General features: G+C 34.5%; 16 protein-coding genes. 5 read left to right on the top strand and 11 right to left on the bottom strand.

Translation table 11 applies throughout. The annotated features are described in order from the left end of the window. The first annotated feature begins 1 nt into the window (after position 1). Positions 2-619: a PASTA domain-containing protein gene (locus FQU23_RS12300; protein WP_147674088.1), complete on the top strand. Its 618-nt coding sequence runs from the start codon at positions 2-4 to the stop codon at positions 617-619. After that, the gene (locus FQU23_RS12295; protein WP_147674087.1) at positions 609-1,649 is read left to right on the top strand and encodes an RluA family pseudouridine synthase; all 1,041 of its coding nucleotides are present in this window, start codon (positions 609-611) and stop codon (positions 1,647-1,649) included. Before FQU23_RS12300 ends, FQU23_RS12295 begins: the two co-directional genes overlap by 11 nt. 193 nt (positions 1,650-1,842) lie before the next feature. Here FQU23_RS12295 and FQU23_RS12290 read toward each other — a convergent pair whose 3' ends face one another. The 4 genes from FQU23_RS12290 to FQU23_RS12275 all read right to left on the bottom strand — a co-directional run bounded on the left by FQU23_RS12290 (position 1,843) and on the right by FQU23_RS12275 (position 4,187). Next, positions 1,843-2,844, bottom strand: coding sequence for a phosphotransferase (locus FQU23_RS12290; protein WP_147674086.1), 1,002 nt, complete (start codon positions 2,842-2,844; stop codon positions 1,843-1,845). A 17-nt stretch (positions 2,845-2,861) separates the two neighbouring features. Further along, positions 2,862-3,071 carry a hypothetical protein gene (locus FQU23_RS12285; RefSeq protein WP_147674085.1) on the bottom strand — a complete coding sequence of 70 codons (210 nt, stop codon included), beginning with the start codon at positions 3,069-3,071 and terminating at the stop codon, positions 2,862-2,864. A 63-nt stretch (positions 3,072-3,134) separates the two neighbouring features. Beyond that, the gene (locus tag FQU23_RS12280; RefSeq protein WP_147674084.1) at positions 3,135-3,395 is read right to left on the bottom strand and encodes a hypothetical protein; all 261 of its coding nucleotides are present in this window, start codon (positions 3,393-3,395) and stop codon (positions 3,135-3,137) included. A gap of 180 nt (positions 3,396-3,575) precedes the next feature. Beyond that, positions 3,576-4,187 carry an alpha-ketoglutarate-dependent dioxygenase AlkB family protein gene (locus FQU23_RS12275; RefSeq protein ID WP_147674083.1) on the bottom strand — a complete coding sequence of 204 codons (612 nt, stop codon included), beginning with the start codon at positions 4,185-4,187 and terminating at the stop codon, positions 3,576-3,578. Positions 4,188-4,571: 384 nt separating this feature from the next. Between FQU23_RS12275 and FQU23_RS12270 the strand changes: the two genes are divergently transcribed. After that, entirely contained in the window at positions 4,572-7,040 is a 2,469-nt protein-coding gene (locus FQU23_RS12270; protein ID WP_147674082.1) for a zinc-dependent metalloprotease, read from the top strand. A gap of 48 nt (positions 7,041-7,088) precedes the next feature. Here FQU23_RS12270 and FQU23_RS12265 read toward each other — a convergent pair whose 3' ends face one another. The 3 genes from FQU23_RS12265 to nhaA all read right to left on the bottom strand — a co-directional run bounded on the left by FQU23_RS12265 (position 7,089) and on the right by nhaA (position 10,848). Then, positions 7,089-7,952, bottom strand: a complete 864-nt coding sequence (locus tag FQU23_RS12265; RefSeq protein WP_245181116.1) for a transglutaminase domain-containing protein — start codon at positions 7,950-7,952, stop codon at positions 7,089-7,091. Positions 7,953-8,336: 384 nt separating this feature from the next. Next, entirely contained in the window at positions 8,337-9,689 is a 1,353-nt protein-coding gene (locus FQU23_RS12260) for a TIGR00341 family protein (RefSeq protein WP_147674081.1), read from the bottom strand. Further along, on the bottom strand, positions 9,670-10,848 hold the full coding sequence (nhaA, locus tag FQU23_RS12255; RefSeq protein WP_209282351.1) for a Na+/H+ antiporter NhaA: 1,179 nt from the start codon (positions 10,846-10,848) through the stop codon (positions 9,670-9,672). The genes FQU23_RS12260 and nhaA overlap by 20 nt, the downstream gene beginning before the upstream one ends. 450 nt (positions 10,849-11,298) lie before the next feature. On the opposite strand from nhaA, the gene yaaA reads away from it, so the two are divergent. Then, on the top strand, positions 11,299-12,057 hold the full coding sequence (gene yaaA / locus FQU23_RS12250) for a peroxide stress protein YaaA (protein ID WP_147674080.1): 759 nt from the start codon (positions 11,299-11,301) through the stop codon (positions 12,055-12,057). A 53-nt stretch (positions 12,058-12,110) separates the two neighbouring features. Here the strand turns inward: yaaA and FQU23_RS12245 are convergent, their stop codons facing one another. The 4 genes from FQU23_RS12245 to FQU23_RS12230 are packed head-to-tail and all read right to left on the bottom strand — an operon-like array spanning position 12,111 to position 16,739. After that, entirely contained in the window at positions 12,111-13,697 is a 1,587-nt protein-coding gene (locus tag FQU23_RS12245) for an MDR family MFS transporter (RefSeq protein WP_147674079.1), read from the bottom strand. 2 nt (positions 13,698-13,699) lie between these two features. After that, entirely contained in the window at positions 13,700-14,779 is a 1,080-nt protein-coding gene (locus FQU23_RS12240) for an HlyD family secretion protein (protein ID WP_147674078.1), read from the bottom strand. A gap of 12 nt (positions 14,780-14,791) precedes the next feature. After that, the gene (locus FQU23_RS12235) at positions 14,792-16,117 is read right to left on the bottom strand and encodes a TolC family protein (RefSeq protein ID WP_147674077.1); all 1,326 of its coding nucleotides are present in this window, start codon (positions 16,115-16,117) and stop codon (positions 14,792-14,794) included. Continuing rightward, on the bottom strand, positions 16,107-16,739 hold the full coding sequence (locus FQU23_RS12230) for a TetR family transcriptional regulator (RefSeq protein WP_147674076.1): 633 nt from the start codon (positions 16,737-16,739) through the stop codon (positions 16,107-16,109). Before FQU23_RS12230 ends, FQU23_RS12235 begins: the two co-directional genes overlap by 11 nt. A 364-nt stretch (positions 16,740-17,103) precedes the next feature. On the opposite strand from FQU23_RS12230, the gene FQU23_RS12225 reads away from it, so the two are divergent. Next, a complete protein-coding gene (locus FQU23_RS12225; protein ID WP_147674075.1) occupies positions 17,104-17,655 on the top strand; it encodes a DUF4494 domain-containing protein in 552 nt (183 codons plus the stop codon). Positions 17,656-17,808: the final 153 nt, after the last annotated feature.

The raw sequence follows: 17,808 nt of genomic DNA, 5'->3' as shown, positions 1-17,808 counted from the left end.
TATGAGTTTACGTAAGTATCTTACCAGCCGTGTTTTTCTTGTTCAAGTATTTCTAGCCGTTTTGATTATTGCCGTTCTGGGATATCTCTTTATGCATTGGTTGACTTTTACAACTGATCACGGAAATGAAATTACAGTTCCTAATTTAAGCCGATTAACAGAGGAGCAAGTCGAGGAGAAACTGGATGCGTTAGATCTTCAATATATATTACTGGATAGTGTAAATTATAGAAGTGATTATCCTAAGTTCTCTGTCGTACAGCAGGATCCATTGCCAGGCGAGAAAGTAAAAGTGGGTAGAAAAGTCTATATTAAAATTAATAGTTCCGGTTTTTCATCAGTGAAAGTTCCGGATTTAGTAAATAGAACGTATCGCGAAGCGGTACCTACCTTAAGAGCTTTAGGACTAGAGGAGGGAACAATAACGTACATACCAAATCTTGGAAAAGACATGGTGCTAGAAATGCGTTTTAAAGGAAGAAACATACAAGCGGGGGATAAAGTCTTGAAATCTTCTAAAATCGATTTGGTTTTAGGCGATGGAAAAGCGAGTTATGAAGAAGATATAGTAACGGATAGTATTGCTAGTCCAATAGAAGAAATGCCAAATGAACAATAATGTAGAGTCGATTGACTTAGAAGAAGAATTATACGAACACTTTAAATTTGAAGTTCCAAAAGGACAAGCGCCTTTGCGAATTGACAAATATTTGATGAGTTTGATTCAAAATGCCACCAGAAACAAAATTCAAACTGCAGCTAGTGAAGGGAATATTTTTGTAAATGACGCTATTGTAAAGTCGAATTATAAAGTAAAAGCTTTTGATGTGGTGCGTGTGATGTTGACGCATCCACCTTATGAAAATCATATTATACCGGAGAATATCCCTTTGGATATTGTTTATGAAGACGATACCTTGTTGTTGATTAACAAACAGCCAGGAATGGTAGTTCATCCCGGACACGGCAATTATACTGGAACTTTAGTGCATGCCTTGGCTTATCATTTTGATAATTTGCCAATGAACAGCAGCGAAAGACCAGGATTAGTACACCGAATTGACAAAGACACTTCAGGATTATTAGTGATTGCCAAAACCGATGCGGCGATGTCGCATCTAGCCAAACAATTTGAAGCCAAATCTTCTGAAAGAGAGTATGTAGCTTTGGTTTGGGGAAATGTGGTGGCTGATGAAGGTACAATTGAAGGAAATGTGGCACGTCACGTAAAAGACCGCATGCAAATGGCTGTTTTTGCCGATCCTGAAATAGGGAAGCCAGCGGTAACGCATTACAAGGTTTTGGAACGTTTTGGTTATGTGACTTTGATTTCGTGCCAACTGGAAACAGGAAGAACGCATCAAATACGCGTTCATTTAAAGCACATAGGTCATACTTTATTTAATGACGAGCGTTATGGCGGTCATTTGATTTTGAAAGGAACTACGTTTACTAAATACAAACAGTTTATTGATAATTGTTTCAAAATATTACCAAGACAAGCTTTACATGCTAAAACCCTTGGATTTGTTCATCCTACAACGGGCGAGATGATGCGTTTTGATACTGAATTACCTCAGGATTTCCAGGATTGTATTGAGAAATGGAGAGGATATTCTAAAACGAATTTAACCGAAGAAGGAGAATAACCGCCTTAATTAAATAGTCTAATTTACAACAAATAAGCCCTCTTGATAGCAATCGAGAGGGCTTATTTGTGAAGTTGAATACCAATGTTTTGGATCTAACTTATTTTATGCCTGCTCTAGTGTTGTAACTTATTAGATAGATGAGATTCAGTATTTCTTTTATGTGGGCCCAGATTTCCGTGCTATCGGGTTCTTAGCTGTTAGTCGCCGTTAATTTTTTGTTTTCATGATAATCAATCCAATTTTTTATTCTTCCAACAAACATTTTTAGATAGTTTTCTGTTAAAAAGATATTAGACCAATCAAATCGTTGGGCTTGTACACCAAGATAGAAAATGAAAATCGATGCTCCAGCTTCTGGAATTAAACTAATCTCTGTATCTGATAATTCTCTAAATTTTTTGTAGCCATCAATAAAGCTTTTGGCTTTAGATTCATATTGCTTTTTGTCTTGTTCGATAAAAAATAATTGTTTGCAGAAATAGCCAATGTCTAAAATAAGATTTCCATTACCACAATTATCAAAGTCAAATAGTGTGATTTCATTTTCTACAGTTATGCTAAAATTATCATACCAAATGTCAAGATGAACTATTCCTTTTTGATTTTCGACTAAATTAGTTTCTCCAAAGGTTTTTGCGATTTCTATTCCTGTTTCTTTCAAAAAACGCATTTCATTTAAATCTTCAGAAAAAAAGGTTTTCAAATAATTATAAGATTTTTCTAAAAGTATTTCGGAAGTATAATTTATTCTGTTGATTTTTTTGTTTTCTGTTAGATTGTGAATCTTTGCCATAATCGAACCAACTTTAAAACAATTTTCATTTGTCATAAATCGTGTCTTTTCGCCTTTTGCAAATGAAAAAAGCACAACATAACGAACTCCTTCGGGAGCATTAATTTCCTGGATTAATTCATCATTTTCATCAGAAATTGGATATGAAATCGAAAGATTATTGTTTTTAAGTATTGTTAAAAGTTGCAATTCTTCTATTATTTCTGTTTTGCTTCTCCAATTATAGCAGTAAACTCTAACAACATATTTTTTGTCTGAGTCTGAAATAAAATAAGTGTGATTTACTCCAGTTCTATATAATTTACATTCAAAACTGCTATTTAAGTTGTATTTTTCTATTATAAATTTGCCTAAATCTTTTTCTGATAATGTGGAAGCTAGTACGGGAAAAGTTGTCATTTGATTGCGTTGCGTGATTAATTTAGCTGGTCGGTCTGATTTAATATTTCTTTTATTGCGGGCACGGAAAGAATTTCCCCGCTATTGGGTTTTCCAATACTATATTCAATTTCAATTTCTTGTTTTGTTGCAAAACTTCTTAAAAATTTTTCATAAACAAATCTTTTAAATTCTTCACTATATCCATCGTGCCATTTTGATGATGATTTTTTAGAAAATCTTTCCATTTTGTTACACCTTTGTGTAAACCTATTTCAGGACAAGACATTGAGCTTTTAAATAAAAGCACTTTACTTAATTTGTTGCAATTCGACTTTTTTGTTATTAATGAACATCCTGCAACTCACGCGAAAGAAACCAGAGAGATTGGTTTTAATATCCATTTGTTCTCCATTTTTAGCGATTAGTTTTCCAGTCATTTGGCTTGGTGTAATGAAGTTTAATTGTTCGTCTTGCAACTCATTATTTACATATAGTTTTTCACCAGAAAACCAGCTATTGGTTACTTTTATTTCAGATCCTTCGTAGTTTGTGGTCCATTCACTTTTCATAGTTAGTTTTATTTGGTTGTTTAGGTTTAATCTTGTTCTATAGTAATAAAATCTATTATGGAACATTAAAAAGCCATTGCTTTTTAGGGTATATAGATTGTAGTAAAGAAACACTTTAAATCCGAATAAGACAATACCTACTTTTAGTGATATCGCAAAACTTTTTCAAATTATAGGAGATTATTTCAAATCAATTGTTCTAAAAGTAAGATTCACTCTAGGACTAGTAACACGTGTAGTGGGAGGGAGGCGGTGCAGCCAGTGGGTTTGGGTTTCTTCTTTCATAACCAGTAGGCTTCCGTGGGCTAAGATTTGCGATACGGTTTCTTTAGTTTCTTTGTGTTTAAAGGCAAATTTTCGTTCAGCACCAAAGCTTAGCGAGGCAATCGCACCGTTTTTCTTTAAATCTTTTTCGCCGTCACTGTGCCAAGCCATGCCTTCGCTGCCGTTATGGTATAAATTAAGCAGGCAGGAATTGTAAGTTTCGCCGGTTTTTTCTTCCACCAAGGCTTTTAAATCTAGTAATTCCGCAGTCCAGATTAAGGCGTGCTTCGTTGTATTAGAATAGGTGTAGTTAAAATTTGTATCTCCGTACCAAGCGACTTTTCTTTTTGTAATAATGAGTTTACCAAAAATTATAGCTTCGTCGTTTTTCCAAGCGATGGTTTCCAGTAAATTCTTCAGGTAGAAGTTAGCTTTCTGCATAGTCATAATATGCCCGTAATAGTTTACGGTTCCATCTTTGGGAAGCAGGTTTTTATTTTCTCCAATTTCAGTGCTGAATAAATCCATTAGTTGCTATGCTATTTTAAGGAATGACAAGGTCGGAAAATGTTTTGAATTGTTTTTGGCTAAAGTGAAAATAAAACGATTTTTAATTGAGGTGGATTTACTGATATTTTATATGCTATTGTCTTTTGTTTAGCGTGTGTGCTTTGGTTGACTTTGCCTTGCGTGAGGGGTTGATCCATAAGCGTAGGGTGAAATCCCCTCTTATATTATCTTGTTTTTGGTACTAGACGTGATAAAAGTGATTGTAACAGAAAACCCGTCCCATAGGGACCCGTCCAAAAACTCGCAACAATTGTTAATTATAAGTTAAATTTTTTCATAAAAACGAGAAAGGATGGGGTTAAAATTATTTTTGAGCTTGATTAATCAATAAATAACCTATAAATGAAGAAATTATTCATTTTGACCACTTTGGCCGCCTTTATGTTGGCTCCAAATACTCAATTTGCGCAATCGAAGCGTAAGAAAAACAAAAAAACGGAAGCAGTTACTCCGCCCGAAAAAAAACCTGAAGCCACCATTAAGGACTATGATAAGGTAATTACTAAAGGCGCCATCACTGATGATGGTTTGTTTAAAGTACATAAAGTAGATAGAAAATATTATTTCGAGATTCCCAATCGCTTATTAGATAAAGACATGCTTCTTGTAAGTAGGATATCTAAACTGCCATCTAATCTTGGAGGTGGTTATGTAAATGCAGGTTCAGAAACTAATGAGCAATTGATCGTTTGGCAGCGTTTTCAAGATAAAATTCTAATCAAATTAAAGTCCTATAATGCAGTTGCCAATGATAGTTTACCTATTAGTATTTCGGTAAAAAACAATAATTACGAACCGACCTTATTTGCATTTGATATTGCTGCTTTCAGCAAAGACTCCGCCAATACCGTTATCGATGTAACTAAATTTTACGGAACTGATGTTAAGGCTATCAGTGGATTATCTGCTAGTATGAGAGAGACGTACAAGGTAAAAGGGATGGATGATTCTCGTAGTTTTATCACTGCGATGAAGAGTTTTCCAATGAATATCGAGGTAATTCAAGATTTTACCTATAATGCGAGTAAGCCGCCAGTGCAGGAAGATACAGAGACGATAAGTATGCAGATGAATCAATCGATGATTTTGCTACCTGAAAAATTGATGCAGCCCCGTCTTGCTGATCCAAGAGTAGGTTGGTTTACAATGAGTCAGTACGATTATGGTAGTGAGGAATTAAAGTCAGATCAAAAGACCTACATCCGCAGATGGAGATTAGAGCCGAAAGATCCTGTGGCTTATGCCAAAGGCGAATTGGTAGAACCCATTAAACCCATCGTGTATTACCTAGATCCAGCTACGCCAGAAAAGTTGCGTAAGTACATTAGACAAGGAATTGAGGAATGGCAAAAACCATTTGAGACCGCAGGTTTTAAAAATGCGATTATTGCAAAGGATGCTCCCACAAAGGAAGAAGATCCTGAGTTTAGTCCAGAGGATATACGTTATTCGGTAATTCGTTATGTTGCTAGTACGACTCGTAATGCAGTTGGTCCTAGTGTTTCTGATCCACGAACGGGAGAAATAATCGAGAGTGATGTTATCTGGTACCACAACCACTTGCGTTCGTATCGCAACCGCTATTTGTTAGAAACAGGCGCTGCAAATCCTTCTGCAAGAACTTTAAACACCAGTGATGAGGAAATGGGAGAAATGATGCGTATGGTTATTGCCCATGAAGTAGGACATGCGCTTGGTTTTCCTCATAATATGGGCGCAAGTTGCGCTTATGATACAGAGAGTTATCGAGATGGTGCTTTTACACAAAAAAACGGAATCGCAGCGAGTTTAATGGATTATGCTCGTTTTAATTATATCGCTCAGCCTGGCGATAAAGGAGTTCGTTTCATTCGTCAAATGGGACCTTATGATCACTATGCATTAAACTGGGGGTATAGAGTAATTCCAAACTCGGTTTCTCCAGAATCAGAAGTTGCTACATTAGACAAATGGATTCTTGAAAAAGCGGGCGACCCAATGTATAAGTTTGGGAAGCAAAGTAGTAGTTTTGATCCAAGTTCACAAACAGAAGACATTGGAAATAATTCGATGAAAGCCAGTAGCTACGGACTTAAAAATCTAGAATATGTTGCGGCACATTTATCAGAATGGACTAGTGATGTGACTAATAATTATGAAGACTTAAGTGAATTGTATGACGAACTTTTAAGTGTGTGGAGTCGCTATGTTGGTCATGTTGTAACCAATGTAGGAGGTGTATATGAAGACACTAAAAAACCAAATCAAATCGGAGTTGTTTATACGGTAACACCCAAAGCACAACAGCAAGAAGCGATGAAGTGGTTGCAGGCAAATGCTTTTGCTTCGCCTACTTGGTTAGTGAATCTAAAAACGCTTAAAAATATCGATTACGCTGGTTATACAGAGCGTTTTAGAAATTTACAGGCTAGACATTTGAATAGTGTATTGAGTTTTGAACGTATCGGTCGATTGATGGATGCTGAAATTCTAGGCGCTACTAACTACAGTGCTTTGAATTTATTAAGTGAACTACGCAAAGGAATCTGGAAAGAAGCTAGTACTGCTACTCCAGTGACTATTTATCGCCGAAACTTACAACGTGCTTATATTGAAAGAATGGAATACTTGATGAAGGACGAAATCAAGCCAGGCCGCTCTGGCGAGTTTTATAATGTAGCACAATCTGACGTTAGAGCATTGGTAAGAGGAGAATTAACGGCTTTGAAATCAGTATTAGCAACAGCAAAAAATAGTGCTGCTACTACAGAAATGAAATACCATTATGCCGATTGCATTGAAAGAATTTCGTTGATTTTAGATCCTAAATAAATCAAAATAATACCATTGAAAAAGTCTGCTCTCGAGCAGACTTTTTTGTTATATTGAGTTCACCGTATACCTTTCAATTATTTTTGTACGTATCGGTGGGACAAACGGGACTACGATCTTATATTCCTTGGTAGGAAACTCAAAATGATAACTTTTACCTGTTAGGAAGACCAGTCCATGTATTATTGATTCCGGCAGAAAACTGAATTTGTCTAAAAAGTAATCATAGGTTTTATTACAATAATCGGTAATCAGAAAAGGAAATGAGTTAGGCACTAGATAGAGGTCTTCTATATATTGTTTATCCACAACAATTTTTTTATTGAATTCATAATAATAAATTTCTTTGTTTTCCTTTTTCAATTGAAGAAGTTCAAGAACAGATAAAGGTATTTTAGAGTTGGTATGGTAAAAAAATATTGATTTGGATACGTCGATTAGAACCCACTTGCGAAATTCCTTAGAGTATACTTCGTTAAACGAATGTCCGCCGCGAACCGCTTGGTTAGTGGTTATCACTTTAATGCCCCACTCTTTAACTTTTAAATCGTTGATGACGCAAAAATTATTATAGATCTGTGAGAAGTCACTACAGACACCACCTTCTCCTCTTAACATCTTACGAAGTGCGTTATTTGATGATTTTCCAAGTCCTGGTCCTCCTTTAATATGGTTTCGAAGCCATTTCGCTATCTTTTTTGCTTTTTTAATATCACTCAGTTCTGCCTTGGGTTTCGGCAAAATTATACTGTTCAATTGAAAATAAATTGGCGGAATGTCATACTTTGGGTTTATAGTATTGTAACAAAAATTTTCAATACGATTCATTGTTGATTTTCGAGAAACCATTTTGAATCGTATCTTATATAATAAAGAATGTCTTCTAAAATACCAAAGTAAAGGTTTACTCATTTTTTATTTTATTAGAGGATTATACCATCTAAATTTAAAAAATAAAGAGCCAAAATAATTAACTAATCGTTGAAAACCATATAAATACGATAAAGAGTGTTATTCGTAGTAAGGGCTAAATTAATGGATTTAGTTAAGTAAATATATTCTCACATATAAAAAGTATAATCAAGAATTGCTTCGATTGGTAATTTTTTAATTTAGGAAGTCGATAACAGATAACCTTGAAATTCAGTTTTGAATACAGCTATAAAGAGATGAAAAAAAATCAAATAAAAGATTGAGCGAAGCGCATGGATTGTAAATACTATATAAGTCAATATAATTGCATAAAAAAAAGTCTGCTTTCAAGCAGATTTTTTTTATGCATATGTTTTAGAAAAATTATTTTTGAACTACCTTTTTTGGTTGTATTTTTTTGAAGGCTTTAAGAGGTCTTCTGTAGAGTTCAATATCTTTTTTGGCTAATCGTTGTTGTAGCCATAAAGTCATCTTCTTTGTATATTCGTCTTTTAGTGGTGCTTTACTAGTGTAAATTAGTACAGGCACCGTAGCAGTACTGTCTGAATTTTCATTAAAAGTATGATTGGACATTGAAATGTTATCTACCTCAGGAAATAATATTTTTATTTCAGCCAGTAAGGCTTTGTTGTCATAAGTATTTGCAGCCAGTTGTTTTTTCAGGTTTAAAATCGAAACATCCTTTTGACTTAATTTTGACTTGTTAAAGTTGATTTCGTTCAGAATATCGCTCTTTAAGTCGGTTGTGTCCTGAATTACAATAAGCTTAGTGTCTTTTATTTCGTACTCTTTAAGACTTTGATTTAGCGTCTTTATTTCGTCTGGCTGGTATCTTTTTGAAAGAAATCCGAGTTCCAGTTTTTTTGGTTTCTCAATGAATTTGGTTTTCTTATAAACAACCGTAATGCCTTTATTGGTAAATTCATTATGAATAAAGAGATCAATCTGTTGTTGGTATTTTTTTTCTTCGATTAATTGATAAGCAAAATAGATACTTGGAAGTATTAATACTATGATTAAAGCTGTTATCGTGTATTTTACTCGTTTTTGTAATTTCTCATCTAGTTGTTTTTTCGTAGGATAATCTAGATATTTCACAATGAAAAAAGTCGAAATACAAATAAACACACAGTTGATAGAATACAAGTAGATCGCGCCAAAAAAGAATTTATAACTCCCCATTGCTAATCCATATCCTGCAGTGCAAAGTGGTGGCATAAGTGCTGTTGCAATCGCCACACCCGGAATGGGGTTTCCTTTTTCTACTCTTGTTATTGCAATAGCGCCAACTAAACCACCGAAGAAGGCAATAAGTATATCATAAATATTTGGAGAAGTCCTGGATAGTAATTCAGGCTGCGCTTCTTTAAATGGGCTAATATAAAAATAAATAGTAGATACTACCAATCCTACGATGGTTGCAATCAACAGATTTTTGAGTGATTTTTTCAATAAATCGAAATCGTAAATACCTAGTCCAAAACCGGCTCCAATAATAGGACCCATTAATGGAGATATTAACATCGCACCAATGATTACTGCTGTAGAATTTACATTTAGCCCAACAGAGGCCACAACAATGGCGCAGGCTAAAATCCACAAATTTGCCCCTCTAAAGGAAATACTAGATTTTACAAAATCCAATACTTTTGCTTTTTCTTCCTCGCCCTTACTAAGGTTAATATAGGTGAAAATGCTATTTAATACTGTTTTCATCAATACTTTCTTTTAATGTGTTTTTCAAAAACATAAAGCCTAGTAAGCCCGCAACTAAAGACGAAAGTAAAATAATGAATTTTGCGTTGCTAATAATAGTTTGGTCGTCGAAAGCAAGCAAGGTAATGAAAATAGACATTGTAAATCCGATACCTCCTAAAAATCCTACACCTATAATCGTTTTCCATGTTAAGCCATTCGGAAGTTTACAAATTCCTAGTCCAACAGCTAGAAGACAAAACAGAAAAATACCTAATGGTTTTCCTACTATTAGCCCTAAAGCAATACCAATACTGTAATGTTGAGCAATCGTTGCTCCTATGTCTGAACTAACTACGATAGCTGTATTTGCCAATGCAAAGAGTGGAAGTATTATAAAACCAACTGGTTTGTGTAAAAAGTGTTGTAAAATGTAGGAGGTAGAATTTTTCTCCCCATTTCCAAAAGGAATAACAAATGCTAATAATACTCCAGTAACGGTAGCGTGAATTCCTGAATTTAGCATAAACCACCACATAATCGCTCCTCCAATAAGGTACGGAATAAGACTTTTAACTTTCATACGGTTAAGTACAAATAAAATTAGCATGGTACCTAAAGCGTAAAATAGATTTGCCCAAAGAATGGTTTTAGTATAAAAGATCGCAATTACCATGATAGCTCCTAAATCGTCTATTACAGCAAGCGCGGTTAAGAATATTTTTAAACTTAGTGGTACTCGATTCCCTAATAAGGATAAGATTCCTAATGCAAAAGCAATGTCGGTGGCCATAGGGATACCTGCCCCCGCTTGTGCAATAGTTCCGTGGTTTAGTAAAAGATACAGTCCTGCAGGAACTAACATTCCTCCTAAGGCAGCAAATATTGGAAATAAAGCGTCTTTTATGTTTGACAATTCCCCTTTATAGATTTCTCTTTCTAATTCTAAACCAATTAGTAAAAAGAAGATGGTCATTAAACCGTCATTAATCCAGTATTCTACACTCTGTCCTCCCAGATCCATGTGCCAGGTATGAATGTATTGTGAACCGAAGATTGAATTAGCCATAACCAACGAAAATAGGGTACAGGCGATAAGTATAAGTCCGGTTGATTTTTCATTCTCAAAAAATTCATTGAATAAATCTGAATTGTAAATGCGTTTTATTGTTTTTTTCATTTTTGTATGCTGTATTCTTTTATCGAATAACAGGAATTATTCCCGTTTTGGTTATTATTTTAAGATTCACAAAAATAGATAAATTGTTACTAATCTCCTCCTAGAAATTGATATTATTATTGAAACAAGGAGCGTTAATTAGTTTTTAAGATTGATTTACACGCTGGTTTACTGCGGTTTTTATTATTTATTGCCCCTTTTTTTACAAAAATACAGCGCTTTTTTTTCGAAAAGTTATGCTAATAAAAGTCAATAAATTATTTATTTTTCGAATACTATCCCCCTGAAAATTAAATGGCTATAAAAATTGAGATTTAGACAGTAATTAATGGATCACATTTCTATTTTCTATATCAGTATTAAACAAATTGATGTGGATTTATCTGTTTATTGTTTTTCAAGTAGTACTTTTGATTTTGTATTAAAAAAGAACCTGAAACAGGATTATTTATGAAAATTGTTATATCGCCAGCCAAATCTTTAAACTTCGAAACAGCATTACCTACTTCAAATTATACGGAATCTGAATTCTTAAAAGAATCAAGACAAATCCAGAAAGTGTTGAAACAACAATCTCCAAAAGACCTTTCTGATCTAATGCATATTTCGACAAAATTAGCCGACTTGAACTGGCAACGCAATCAAGACTGGAAAACGCCTTTTACCGCTGAGAATGCGCGTCCTGCCGTTTATGCATTTGACGGAGATGTATATACTGGATTAGACGCATATTCGATCCCCACAGAAAAATTAGAAAGCTTACAAAATAGCTTACGAATATTATCAGGTTTGTATGGTATACTTAAACCCTTGGATTTAATTCAGGCCTATCGATTAGAAATGGGTACAAAATTGCCTATTGGCGACGATAAAAATTTATACGAATTTTGGAAATCGAAGGTTACAAAAGCACTAAACAAAGAGTTGAAAAAAGATGAGTTGTTTGTTAACCTAGCAAGTAATGAATATTTTTCGGCCGTAGATACTAAAGCTTTGAAAGTCCCAGTAATCACTCCTGATTTTAAGGATTATAAAGATGGAAAGCTTAAAATAATTAGTTTTTTTGCTAAGAAAGCTAGAGGAATGATGGTGCGTTACATCATCGATACCGAAGCCAAAACGGTTGACGATTTGAAAGGATTTAATTATGATGGCTATCAATTTGACGCCACGCTTTCAAAAGGGAATCATTTAGTATTTACCAGATAATCCTAGTTTAACCAATAAAAAAACTCCGACGTCGAATCGGAGTTTTTTGTGTTTTAATGCATGGCATCTGCTGGATTGATCTTGTTCTTCCCTTTCTTGATGAAGAAAATAATTGGAATACAACAGAGAAATAGTATACCCAGATACATAAAAATATCCATGTAAGATAAAACAGTACTTTGCTTTAAGACTGAATAATCGATTGCCTGATATGCTTTTTTCATAGATTCATTGGCAGTAAAACCTTTAGACATAAACCCTTTTTGTAAAAGCAGTAGTCGCTGTTGTACTTCAAATTTAGTTCCATCTAAATGGGCAACTAAATTCACGCGGTGTTCCTGACTGAATCGGGTGATAAAAGTGGTGATAATGGCAATACCAAAAGAACCACCTAATTGTCTCATCATACCTGTAAATGCAGCTCCTTCTCCAATATTTTTTCCTGATAAAGTAGATAGTGATAAAGTAGTGATAGGAACGAAAAGTAAGCCTAAACCAACGCCTCTTAAAATTAATGCCCAGAACATGTGTTCTTCACCAGTATCTGGTGTCATGTTATTGTGCATCATTAACGTAAATAAAAAGAATACTAAAAAGCCAAGACCAATCATGTATCCTTGAGGAACTCCTTTTTGAATCAGTTTACCAATTATAGGCATCATGAAAGCTGTAGTTATCGAACCAGGAATCAGCAATAAACCAGCATCAGTAGCGGTCCATCCCAAAATGGACTGTGTATATATGGGAATTATTAATGTGGAACCATACAAACCAAAACCTAAAATGAATGCCATTAGAGTACCAATTCTCAAATTCCCGTCTTTTAGAACGCTTAAGTTAACTATAGGATACTTATAAGTTAATTGTCTCCAGATAAATAGAATTAATCCAAAAAGGGAAATAACACTCAATAAAACAATTAATTTGTTGTTAAACCAGTCGTCTTGTTGTCCATGTTCCAGTACAAATTGTAAGGAACCAATGAAGGCTGCTAAGAGCATGATTCCCGCCCAATCGACTTGATGCGACTTTAGTTTTTCTCCGTATTTTGGACTTCTTACAAATGTTAAAGTCAAAAGTGTGGCTATAATACCTAACGGAATATTGATGTAAAAAATGTAAGGCCATGAAAAATGATCCACAAGGTAGCCACCTAATGGCGGCCCTAAAGTGGGTCCTACAATGACACCCATTCCATAAATGGCTTGTGCCATTCCTCTTTTTGCGATAGGATAACTTTCAGTAATAATGGTTTGTGCAGTTACTAGCAAGGCTCCTCCTCCTAGACCTTGAATAAATCGGAAAGCTACTAACTCCCAAATATTAGTCGCATTACCACACAAAAAAGAAGCAACAGTAAAAATAACTATGGAAACAGCAAAGTAATTCCTTCTTCCAAATTGCTGTGATAGCCAGCTAGTCATTGGTATAATGATAACATTTGCGATAGCATAAGCGGTGATTACCCAGGCCACATCAGTTAATGTGGCACCAAGGCTTCCTCTCATATTCGTTAGCGCTACATTGACAATAGTGGTATCAACAATTTCCAGTAACGCACAGAGTACAGCCGTAATTGTAATAATAACCCGTCTAAAGCCGTATTCGACTAAATCGTCTTCTCCTTGTCCTGTTACCATTTTTATTTTATATGTACGTCAACATCCACATTCATTCCTGGACGTAATAATTTTATTTTTTCAATATCGTTATCAGCATCAATACTAATTTTTACTGGTAAACGCTGAATCGTTTTCACAAAATTTCCAGTAGCATTATCAGGAGGTAAAATTGAAAAGCGCGCTCCAGTTGCAGGAGAAAAAGAGACCACAGTTCCTTTAAAATCATAATCAGGATATGCATCTACTTTTAGAGTTACCTTTTGACCAACCATCATTTTGTTCAATTGTGTTTCTTTAAAATTAGCTACAACCCAGGCTTCATTGTTGTTAATTATGTAAAAAAGAGATTGTCCCGGTTGCACCAATTGTCCCGGTTGAATATCAATTTTAGAAACCTGACCGTCAATTGCTGCTGTGACTGCGGTATAGCTCGAATTTAAAATTGCAGAGTTAAGCAGTGCTTTCGCACGTTTGATATTGGCATCAGCCACATCTGTTTGTTTGTCAGTGGCTTTAGATTTTGCCACAATAACCGATTTTTGAAAAGCACTAGCTTTTTCTTGCTGTTGCAAAATACGAACTTGATTTTCAGCTTCTAATTTTGTTGCTAAAGCTTGCTCATATTGCTGTTTAGTAATTGTACGGTTTTTATATAAATTATTATACCTATTGTAGTCACTAGTAGCGCGATCTAATCTGATTTTTGCGCTTTCTATGTTTCCGCCGGCCGACTTTACATTGGCTTCAGATACAGAAATACTAGCTAAAAGACCACCGATGTCAGCTTTTGTAACCTCTAAGTTTCCTTCGGCTACAGCCAAGTTTGCCGTTGCTTCATCAATTTTCAATTGGTAATCTTTCTTGTCAATTGTAAACAAAGTGTCGCCCTTTTTTACAAAATCGTTGTCTTTAATAAACACTTTGCTAACATATCCGGATACTCTTGGAATAATTGGATTCATGTTTTTCTCAATCTGTGCATCATCTGTTCCTTCGTGAGAAAGGGAATGAACGTATTTATAGGTTCCATAAGTAACACCTAGTAATACTAAGGAAGTGATTATGGTGATAAACTTGGTATTTGTCTTTTTCTTAGTCATTGTAGGTGCCGATTATATTTTTGAAAGATTGAAAGTTTGGTTTAGTTGCCCGCTTACTGAAAGCAATTCGTAGTATTTTTGAATAACATTAGCTCGTGCCAACGTTTTATTGATAGTAGAACCCAGTTGTTCCACATCAGCTTCAAGAAGATCATTTGTATCAGATAAACCGTTGTCGTATTTGTCTTTTATAATTCTGTAATTCTCTAATGCTTGTTCCACCGCTTCATTGTAAACGAGATCTTGTTTAAGTGCCAAATCGTAATCTTCGATTGCTTTTTGCACCTGTGTTTTTATGTAATCAGTTAAAATCGCTTGATGATTTTGTATTTCAAGTGCTTTGCTTTCTGCTATTTTTACATTTGTTCCGTTTTTTAGTATGCCACTTAAATCATAAGATACTCCAACTCCTATATTCATAGCGTTTTCTACGGTAATAACATTTTTTAAATCTAATGCTGTGTAGCCACCAATGATTGAAATAGCAGGGTAGTAGCCGCTTTTTGACATTTGAACGTTAGCTAAACTTGCTTTTTCTTGCAAACGAATGGCCTCGAGATCTTTACGGTTTTCTAATGCCAGCGCATCATTCGTTAGAATATTACTCATTTGGAAGTCAATAAAATCACTTTCTTTGACCTCTAATTTTGTTTTTGGATCCATTTTTAACAGACTCAAGAGCTCAAAATTGACAATGTTTAAATTGCTTATGGATTGGTCTAATGACAGCTGTATTTTCGAAACTTGAAGTTGTGATTTTAGCAAATCATTTCTTGGAATGATTCCGTTTTTTTCCAATTCTATAAAATCAGTGACGCGTTGTTGTGCGCTTTTTTGATTTTCTTTTAAAAGTTCGACTGTTTTTTGTGCTTTATACAAACTGGCATAATAATTAACCACCATCATTGCAACTTCTTCCTTTGTTTGCATTGCACTAGCTGTTTCGGCCTGATATAAATTATCATAGGCTTTAATGCTATTTTTAATTTTAAAACCGGCAAATAAGGGAAGACTAGCATTTACTTGACCTATCATTAACTGGTCTACTACAGGAAGTGCTTCAGTAGTTGTACTTTTGTTTAATTTTAGATTAAAGGATGCTTGGGCTAAACGCTGGTATTGACCTGAGATTTTCAAATCTGGATACTGCTTGTTTTTAACCTGCTGTAATTCGAATTTTTTAGTGGCAACTTTTGTGTTGGCCAAGGAAACTTCGTTGCTTTGGGCCCAAGCCAAATGAATGGCTTCATCGAGAGTTAAACTCGTTTTTTCTTGCGCTTCTATTGGCGACATTCCGATGAAGAATATCCCAAAGAGCATGAATTGACTAACTTTCATAAATCAGAAGTGCTTTTATTGTTTGTTGAATGTGTTTTGTCAGGTCGACGGTGATATAATTGTTGTATGAATCTTCGGTAGGGAGCTGTAGTATATCCATGAAATACTCCTTGTTCATGTAGAAATGAAAAAAGGTCCCCAAAATCGTTGGCGTTAAAAGCGGAATCGAAATGTCTTTTCTAAATACGCCTTTATTTTGACCTTCATTAATGATGACTTCAAGCGATTTTAAATTGCTTTTTCGTAAGTCGTAAAAGGATTTAATATTTAGTTCCTTTTTTTGGGTGGCCATCTCAAAATGAAGAATTCTAAAAATCCCTTTGTTAGAATTGATTCTATTGATGTATAGGGCGATCAGCTTGTTGATCTTGGCAATGGGTTCTAGATCTTCAACCAACAAGTTTTCTATTTCAATCTTTAAATCTTTGGTTCTATAAAATATTAGTGATTCCAGCAAACGTTCTTTTGAGCCAAAATAATAAGAAACCATCGCGATATTAATCTTGGCTTCTTTTGCGATAGTTCGAATGGAAGTTCCTTCAAATCCTTTGTCGGCAAATAAGGTTTCTGCCACCAGTAGAATTTGTATTTGTTTTTCGTTAAAGTCGACAGTAGCAAACATAGAATTTAAATAGACTGTAAAATTAAACAACTGTTTAACTTAAACAGTTGTTTAATTTTAATTTAACATAAATTTAACATAATTAAAAATGCTGAGTGGAGTGTCTTAGGTGTTCATATTCAGTTGTTTTAGATCAACTTGTCTATTATACTAAATTTTTATACTTAGGTTAAATTTTATGTTTTATACTATTATTTAGGAACCGATTTTGATTTTGTAATTTACTTCATATAAGGATGAAATTGTATAATACATTGGAATTAAAAACAATAGAAGCAGCTCGAAAAATTGTGAATATCTATTTTATGAATAGCCGATTTTTTTTCCTTTAAAATCTATCTTTGACATCCTAAAAAAGAAAGAGATGAGCACAACTTGGTACGAATGCAAAATAAAATATAGAAAAACAGATGAAACTGGAGGACAAAAGATTACGACAGAACCTTACTTAGTAGATGCTTTGTCGTACACGGAAGCCGAAAGTAGAATTACTGAGGAAATGTCGGCTTATATCAGTGAAGAGTTTAAAATCACGAATATAAAAGTGGCGAATTACGCAGAAATTCATCCTTTTGAAAATTGTGATCGCTGGTTTAAGTCAAAAATATCTTTGCTGGCTTATGATGAGGAAAGCGGAAAAGAACGTAAGAGCAGTATGTATTTCTTAGTGCAGGCAAACGATGTAAGGGAAGCTTTTGATAATACCCTTGGAATTATGAAAACTACTATGGGGGAATATACTATACCCGCAATTTCCGAATCTCCAATTATGGATGTATTTCCTTATTTTTCTGGAGAGGAAGAGGATTTGGAGAAAATAGAAAAATTTAATGCATTGAAAGCATCTAAACCAGAAGTAGAGGTAGAAGCAGAAGACACCATGGAATTTGCCATTGAAGAAGAAACAGTTTCCTAAGAAACGGATTTAATAATACTGCAAATTCGCAAATTATGAATTCCTAAATTGGATTGTAATTTGCGAATTTGTTGGTTATAATTAGATGAGGTTTTAGCTATATTGCAAAACCAGACAGTGTGTTATCCAGTTATTATATCATTTGTTTCCAGA

This window comes from Flavobacterium sp. XN-5 (assembly GCF_008033395.2).
Lineage (GTDB): Bacteria > Bacteroidota > Bacteroidia > Flavobacteriales > Flavobacteriaceae > Flavobacterium > Flavobacterium hiemivividum.
The sequence above is the reverse complement of the archived record's forward strand: the minus strand, read 5'-3'. Positions and strand labels throughout refer to the sequence as shown.